This is a genomic window from Arcicella sp. GW458-12-2-14-TSB2, assembly GCF_059423785.1.
On sequence record NZ_JBWKYN010000244.1, the window covers coordinates 1 to 6960 of the forward strand.

The 6960-nt window shown below is 33.4% G+C and carries 9 protein-coding genes; 5 read left to right on the plus strand and 4 right to left on the minus strand.

The annotated features are described in order from the left end of the window. The first annotated feature begins 100 nt into the window (after positions 1 to 100). Complete coding sequence (locus AC07XN_RS22620) at positions 101 to 874, plus strand: TIGR02757 family protein (RefSeq protein WP_494744709.1); 774 nt, start codon at positions 101 to 103, stop codon at positions 872 to 874. Positions 875 to 953: 79 nt separating this feature from the next. Beyond that, a complete protein-coding gene (locus AC07XN_RS22625) occupies positions 954 to 1898 on the plus strand; it encodes an aldose 1-epimerase (protein ID WP_494744710.1) in 945 nt (314 codons plus the stop codon). Between the two features lie 47 nt (positions 1899 to 1945). Here the strand turns inward: AC07XN_RS22625 and AC07XN_RS22630 are convergent, their stop codons facing one another. Next, positions 1946 to 2833, minus strand: coding sequence for a Ppx/GppA phosphatase family protein (locus AC07XN_RS22630; protein WP_494744711.1), 888 nt, complete (start codon positions 2831 to 2833; stop codon positions 1946 to 1948). A 24-nt stretch (positions 2834 to 2857) separates the two neighbouring features. Further along, positions 2858 to 3151 carry a HesB/IscA family protein gene (locus tag AC07XN_RS22635; protein WP_309919815.1) on the minus strand — a complete coding sequence of 98 codons (294 nt, stop codon included), beginning with the start codon at positions 3149 to 3151 and terminating at the stop codon, positions 2858 to 2860. A 179-nt stretch (positions 3152 to 3330) separates the two neighbouring features. Between AC07XN_RS22635 and AC07XN_RS22640 the strand changes: the two genes are divergently transcribed. Next, entirely contained in the window at positions 3331 to 3855 is a 525-nt protein-coding gene (locus AC07XN_RS22640; RefSeq protein ID WP_309919813.1) for a DUF7935 family protein, read from the plus strand. Positions 3856 to 3887: 32 nt separating this feature from the next. On the opposite strand, the gene AC07XN_RS22645 is transcribed toward AC07XN_RS22640, so the two are convergent. Then, the gene (locus tag AC07XN_RS22645) at positions 3888 to 5021 is read right to left on the minus strand and encodes an acyltransferase family protein (protein WP_494744712.1); all 1134 of its coding nucleotides are present in this window, start codon (positions 5019 to 5021) and stop codon (positions 3888 to 3890) included. Between the two features lie 156 nt (positions 5022 to 5177). Between AC07XN_RS22645 and AC07XN_RS22650 the strand changes: the two genes are divergently transcribed. Together AC07XN_RS22650 and AC07XN_RS22655 are read left to right on the plus strand one after the other, a co-directional pair. Then, a complete protein-coding gene (locus tag AC07XN_RS22650) occupies positions 5178 to 5819 on the plus strand; it encodes an alpha/beta hydrolase (protein ID WP_494744713.1) in 642 nt (213 codons plus the stop codon). A gap of 40 nt (positions 5820 to 5859) precedes the next feature. Continuing rightward, entirely contained in the window at positions 5860 to 6288 is a 429-nt protein-coding gene (locus tag AC07XN_RS22655; protein ID WP_494744714.1) for a hypothetical protein, read from the plus strand. Positions 6289 to 6424: 136 nt separating this feature from the next. Here AC07XN_RS22655 and AC07XN_RS22660 read toward each other — a convergent pair whose 3' ends face one another. Beyond that, positions 6425 to 6883 carry an Lrp/AsnC family transcriptional regulator gene (locus tag AC07XN_RS22660; RefSeq protein ID WP_309919803.1) on the minus strand — a complete coding sequence of 153 codons (459 nt, stop codon included), beginning with the start codon at positions 6881 to 6883 and terminating at the stop codon, positions 6425 to 6427. Positions 6884 to 6960: the final 77 nt, after the last annotated feature.

Sequence of the window (6960 nt, forward strand, 5' to 3'; positions counted from 1 at the left end):
CATTCCCATTCGTTTATTTCCCCCTTTCAAAAATGATTAACTAGTGGACGAGAGTTCGAATCTCTCCGTCTCTACATAAGTTTATATTTCCCTTTCAAAAATGACTAACTACGTCGCAGATTTATTAGAAGAAAAATATTTAAAGTATAATCAGCCTAATTTTATTCCAAACGATCCAATTTCTATTCCGCATCTTTTTACCAAAAAAGAAGACATCGAAATCATGGGTTTCTGGTCAGCCGTATTAGCTTGGGGTCAAAGAAAAACTATTATCAATAAATGCAAAGAATTGATAACGTTGATGGATGGTAGCCCACATGATTTTATCATCAATCATCAAGATTCAGACCTTAAGCCGTTTTTGTCTTTTAAACACCGTACCTTCAATGATATTGATACCCTCTATTTTATCGCTTGGTTTCGTCATTATTACCAAAAATACGAATCTTTAGAAGAAGGCTTTCTGGTTGAATATACGTCATCAGAGCATACAAATGTCAAGCAGAACCTAATGTCTTTTCACGAGCTTTTCTTTAGCTTGGAAAATTATCCTGAAAGAACAAGAAAGCACATTGCCACACCCCTGAAAAACTCTTCTTGTAAACGACTGAATATGTTTTTGCGTTGGATGGTCCGTAAAGATAGTCATGGGGTTGATTTTGGGATTTGGCATCGCTTAGATACTTCAACACTTATTTGCCCTTGTGATGTCCATGTAGAGAGAGTCGCTCGTAAATTAGGCTTAGTAGAAAGACCAAAACCAGATTGGCAAATGGCAGTCGAATTAACTGAAAATTTAAAATTGCTAGATGCCAAAGACCCAGTAAAATATGATTTTGCGTTGTTCGGTTTGGGAGTAGAAGGCGAAATGTAAAATACATAGAAATAATTAATGAGCTTTGAGCATTCAGTTTTTCAATAGTTAAACAATAGCGTTAGCAATATTTTTCAAAATGAAAATTATAAAAGAACCATTTGGGCGTTTTACAGAATACATTTTATCAAATCCTACAACAGGAGAATCAGTGAATATTTTACCTGCATTCGGTGGAATAATCCGTAAAATGACCTTTCAGAAAGAAGGCAAACTTTTCAATGTAATCGCTGCAGCGGATACCGACGAGCAATTAGTAAATGAAATGACGGCTTACCCATCAGCACATTTGTTTCCTTGGGGGAATAGGGTACGAGATGGGAAGTATACATTTGAAAATGCAAATCATCAATTACCGATTAATGAAGTAGGATTGCATAATGCAATTCATGGATTTGTGGCATTTGCAAATTTTGAAGTTGTTCAAGAAGAGGCAGATGATACTAAAGCAAGCATTGTAATACAATTTGAATACAAAGGTAATCATGTTGGTTATCCTTTCCCTTTTGTGTTAGCGATAACCAATACATTGTCAACAACGGAAGGCTTTACGCTCACGTATACCATTAAGAATACAGGCTCTACAAAAATGCCAATGGTATTAGGTTGGCATCCATATTTTAAAATAGCAGGTGAAACGGCCAACGATTGGCACATTGATTTTCCTGCAACAGAACAATCTATTCCCGACGAACAGATGATTTCTGTCAGTAAAAAGTCGGTTGATTTTAGCGGAGGTATTGATTTGAACAATCAAATACTAGATGCTGTTTTTAGCGTTAAAAAAGCGGAGAAAATTACGGCTGTACTTCATTCTGCGAAGCAAAATGTTTCTATCAATGTTTGGCAAGAAGGACTGGATAATCAATTTACTTTTATGGTTGTCTATATTCCACCAACACGCGATTGTGTAGCTATAGAGCCAATGACGGGCAATACTGACGCTTATAATTCTGGAGATGGCTTGCTGACTTTGTCAGCAGAAGAAACCTATCAAGCAAGCTGTGGTGTTTTTTTATCGTAAAAGAAATAGGGAAGAACATTCAATTATCCTTCCCTATTTTTATATCCTTATTTTTTTCGATGTTGTATTCTTTCATAAACCATCTGAATGATACCATCTTTTAAGCCTAAATCTGGTACAAATATTTTTTTAGCCCCTGCACACTCCATCGCTGATAAATAGATTTGTGCAGCGGGAACAATTACATCTGCACGGTCGGCATTTAATCGTAATTTATTGATTCTCTCTTCGTAAGTAAATGATGCTACATAGTTTTTCAAACGAACCAATTCTTCATAACTGATAGAAGTAGCATCTTGATGATTAGGAGAAATATTGAATAACTTGCTAATGTTCCCACCCGTACCTACAGCGGTAATGTTAGCCGTTTTTACATCAATATTGCTTTCGATCCATCTACGCATTTTATCCCAGTCGCTCTCTTTTTCCTTATGCTCTAACAAACGAACAGAACCAATTTTGAAAGATTTTGAAGCGATTTTCTTTCTTTCAGAGTAAATGTTTAACTCTGTCGAACCCCCACCTACGTCGATGTGCAAATAATTGGCATCATCCAAGGCTTGTACTACTACGTCATTGATAAGTTCAGCTTCTTTAGCGCCTTCTATGATGTTGATTTTCATATCCAAAATTTTGTGGATACGGGTAATCACAGCTTCGGCATTTCCTGCTTCACGCATGGCAGAAGTAGCACAAATCATATAATCTTTTACTTCGTGTAAGTCTAATAAAAGTTTATAGGCATTTAATAATTTGAATATTCTTACCTCAGACTCAGGGCTGATTTCTCCGTCATTAAATACATCATGTCCCAAACGTAAAGCAAAACGAACGTATTCTACTTTTTTAAAACTTATTTTACCATCGTTTTCCAGGACTCTTGAGATTTGCATTCTGGCGGCATTCGAGCCGATGTCAATTGCGGCAATTTTCATGAATAATAATTTTGAATGATAATATTATAATTTGTTAAAGGTAAAGCCATTTCCTTCCTCCTCAAAATCAAGCTCTATATTTATTAAATACATCAAATGACGCTTGTCTATTAGCACTTTCAAGTCGTTGATTTCGTAAAGCTCATCGTGTTCTGTCATTTTGTCAAAGCCAATCAGATAAGTAGCACTACACGCTCCACCACGTAACCCAACTCTTAAAAAATAATTCTCAGGAATGCCTTTTATACCCAAAGCCCTGATTACCTCTGTTTTGGCAGTTTCAGTAATATTGATGGGAATAATTTTAGTATCTGTCATTGATTTTTAGCATTAATGAATAAGTAAACAGTGACTGACTTGGAATGATACAGCTAAAAAGCATTTCCCAATTCACTCAATTTACAGTCTTTAATATCGATTCCTTAATTAAAGGGTAATTTCATTGGGCAAAATTACTTATTTTTGAAGGATTATCGTGAATAATAAACCCCAACATCATGGAATTAGTTGCTGATTTAATAAAGGTTTTACTCCCCGCTGCTTTAGTTTTATGGGCTATGTATCTAACAGTCAGTTCTTTCTTGAAAAAAGAATTAGTACAAAAAGAATTAAATATTAAAGCTGAAACAGCCAAAACAATCCTCCCAATCCGTTTACAGGCCTACGAACGCATGGCATTGTTCTTAGAAAGAATTTCGCCTAATAACTTGTTAATCCGTTTGTCGGGTAGAGTTGACACAGTTGGAGGGTTTCAACAATTGATGTTAGCTGAAATCAGAGAGGAGTTTTCGCATAACCTCGCTCAACAAGTATATATGAGTGATGAGGCTTGGTTGAACATCAAAAATGCCATGAACGAAATTGTAGCATTGATTAATTTATCAGCCAAAGATATCGACCCGAATGCTCCTTCACTTGAGTTATCAAAACGTATTCTGGAAGTTGTACTTTCTAAAAATATTGCTCCATCAGACGATGCCCTAAAATTCTTAAAACAAGAAATGCGTAATAATTTTATGTAGGATTTAGCATCTACATTTGACGTTGTCTATCACTACATTAATTTCTTTTTTAACCAACGATTTAAGTGCTTGTCAATCCTGAACGTGTACAGATTACTAAGAGCAATCAATGTTAGAATAGTAATTAAAGTGAATGCCCAACCAAATGGTGAAAAATAGGCACCAAATGAATAGATGATTAAAACGCCTGTATTTTCATGTATTAAATACAAGAAGTAGGAAGATTCACCAATATCGCTCACTATTTTATTTTCAAAAAAGGCAAGCTTATCTGGGAGATAGATAAATAAGAAAAACAATAAAAACATAACCCCATAGATTGCCTTTGTAGAAAAATTAACTCCTGAGTAAATAATAAATAATGAAAAAAATAGGAGGTAGATTTTGATATAAAGCGGCGTTTCTGCGTTGTTCTGCTTGTTTTTGAATAATGAATAAAACAAAACACCAATAGCAAAGAAAGGCAAATAAGTGATTAAATTGAATCCTTCTTGCATCCATTTTGAATAACTCATCAAAAAAGATGGGGTCAAACCAATACGTATTAAACCTGAAGAAAATAAATTAATATTTAGTTTGGAATCATTGACAACGATGAAATTAACAACAACCAAAATAGTTGAAGTCAGCATGAAATTTTTAAGAAATCTCTCTTTATTGAAATAATAAATTGTACTAGACAGGAAATAAAATTGTAATTCAGGCCAAAGACTCCAATAAGAATCGTTTAAATAATGGAGTTCTACATTAAATCTACTGAATAGAATGTTAAGCAAATTTGGATGAATAAAAGTAAGGCTTGGTATGAAATTAACTATTTTATGACTGTTGTAAAATATATTATCAGTATCGAAAAGGTTGAAAATAATGTAGGTAATTATCGAAGCAATAATCATTGAAGGTAATAACCTCATTAATCTTTTCTTCCAAAAGGAACGAAAAAATGGCGTGTTATCAAGCGTGAAAAATATTACAAAACCACTAATGATAAAAAAGAACTCTACTCCTAAATAGCCCCATCTGAAATAATCGTAATCATTATTGTAAGGATACAGTGAAACAGGATATAAAGGTGGTATTCTTCGTGAAAAATAATGAAAAAGCATTACTGATAATATTGCCAATGCCCTAAAACTATCCAATAACGTAATTCGAGTTTTTATCATATTTTTTGATAGGTTTACTTTTTATAGTATATACAACTTGAAGTGTTTGCAAATTACACCAATCAAACTCAATTCTCCAAGTTTTCATAAATTGTAATTAGTTAAGAGCAGAGCCAATTTAAAATGATTTATCTCTAAAACCAATCACGTAATTCAATGAAAAATATCTATATTTTTAGTGGGCTAGGAGCAGATGAAAGGGTTTTTAAGAAGCTAGACTTTTCGGGTTTTGAAATCACTTTTGTACGTTGGATAGCGCCCAACAAAAATGAAACCATAGCACATTATGCACTTCGGCTGACTGAACAAATTAAAACCAATCGTCCGATATTAATAGGACTTTCCTTTGGGGGAATGATGGCTACTGAAGTGGCAAAGTTGATAGACACTGAAAAGATAATCATCATTGCTTCTGCTAAAACATACCAAGAAATTCCTGTTTATTATCGCCTTGCGGGACTGTTAAAACTTCATGAGCTTATTCCCGCAGCAGTGCTGAAAACACCAAATATGTTTAGTAATTGGCTTTTTGGGGCAGAGGGTGTAGCTGATAAGGACATGTTAGCAAGTATTATGGTCGATACAGAACCAAACTTTTTAGTTTGGGCAATTGATAAAGTTGTTAATTGGAAAAATAAAACTATTCACAAAAATTTAGTACATATTCATGGAACAGCGGATAAAATTCTGCCTTTTTACTTTGTGAAAAGTGATATAATCGTAAACGGAGGAGGGCATTTAATGACTTTAAATAAAGCAGAAGAACTGACGAAAATAATAAGGCATTTATTTGATTAAGCTCGATTATTAGTAAATTCTATATAAAAATGATAATGAAATGAATGAAGAAGAACTGCAAAATATAATCAATAAGTTTGATGAAATTGAATTGAAGAAAGAAGCTATTTGGGGTATTTTTCAATATGGCGGAGGTTCCGATGAAAGTTATATAAAAGCCAACAAAGAGGGCTTAAAATTATTTGCTTTGGAATTGCTAAAGGCTTCTCTCGAGAGCAGTAAAATTATAGAAGAGAAAAAGGATAAAGTAATACATCTTGATTATTACGGGAATTGGATTAGTGAAAATGCTGATATATACCTACAATATATTGAGTTATTGGATGAGAAACAGCCATTAAAAACTGAAAAAGAATATAAAGAAACTTTATCTGACAAATTGAAAAAATATTTATTTATAATCTTTTTGATTATCTTATTAGTTGCACTTTTTATAGGGTTAGGAACAATGTTTATTTGGATATTTTAATTAAAATCCAGAAGAAAAAGAGGAAGCCCTAACGGTTTATAAAATGTTCTTAGATGAGAGGATTTAGATTAGTCAACTTTTTAAAAGTTGACTAATCTGTAAAAAGGTGCCTACTCTGTAAAACATAATGACAAAATTACACCTTCAATTTAGTCTCTGCCTTAATTTCTGACATTACGAAAATACTATGAGTACTGCCAATGTTTTCCAAAGATGCTAATTTGTTCATCAGAAAACCTTGGTATTCACGCATATCGTGGACGATAATTTTTAACATAAAATCGTAATCTCCAGAGATATTATAACATTCCTGTACTTCATCTAGCTGAACAATTTCTTTGACAAATTTTGCCCCTGCTTCTTGCGCATGTTCCTTTAGGCGAATGCTACAAAAAACCATTAAATCTTTCTCAATTTTTTCACGATTTACCAACGCAACATAGCCCTTTATTACCCCTTCTTTTTCAAGTCTTCTTACACGTTCATAAACTGGAGTAGGGGATAAATTCAGCCTGCCCGACAATTCTTTGGTTGTCAGATGAGCATCTTCTTGCAAATGCTTTAAAATTTCTCTGTCTGTTGAGTCTAGTTTCATTTTGATGTGTTTGGGTGGTTTAAGTATTCAGTAAGATAATTTATCCTTAAATTTTTAAATTTGGCTTTAAATTTAAT

Bases quoted from the DNA above. Each gene is read 5' to 3' on its own strand.
- AC07XN_RS22620 (WP_494744709.1), top strand. From the start codon at position 101: ATGACTAACTACGTCGCAGATTTATTAGAAGAAAAATATTTAAAGTAT.
- AC07XN_RS22625 (WP_494744710.1), top strand. From the start codon at position 954: ATGAAAATTATAAAAGAACCATTTGGGCGTTTTACAGAATACATTTTA.
- AC07XN_RS22630 (WP_494744711.1), bottom strand. From the start codon at position 2,833: ATGAAAATTGCCGCAATTGACATCGGCTCGAATGCCGCCAGAATGCAA.
- AC07XN_RS22635 (WP_309919815.1), bottom strand. From the start codon at position 3,151: ATGACAGATACTAAAATTATTCCCATCAATATTACTGAAACTGCCAAA.
- AC07XN_RS22640 (WP_309919813.1), top strand. From the start codon at position 3,331: ATGGAATTAGTTGCTGATTTAATAAAGGTTTTACTCCCCGCTGCTTTA.
- AC07XN_RS22645 (WP_494744712.1), bottom strand. From the start codon at position 5,021: ATGATAAAAACTCGAATTACGTTATTGGATAGTTTTAGGGCATTGGCA.
- AC07XN_RS22650 (WP_494744713.1), top strand. From the start codon at position 5,178: ATGAAAAATATCTATATTTTTAGTGGGCTAGGAGCAGATGAAAGGGTT.
- AC07XN_RS22655 (WP_494744714.1), top strand. From the start codon at position 5,860: ATGAATGAAGAAGAACTGCAAAATATAATCAATAAGTTTGATGAAATT.
- AC07XN_RS22660 (WP_309919803.1), bottom strand. From the start codon at position 6,883: ATGAAACTAGACTCAACAGACAGAGAAATTTTAAAGCATTTGCAAGAA.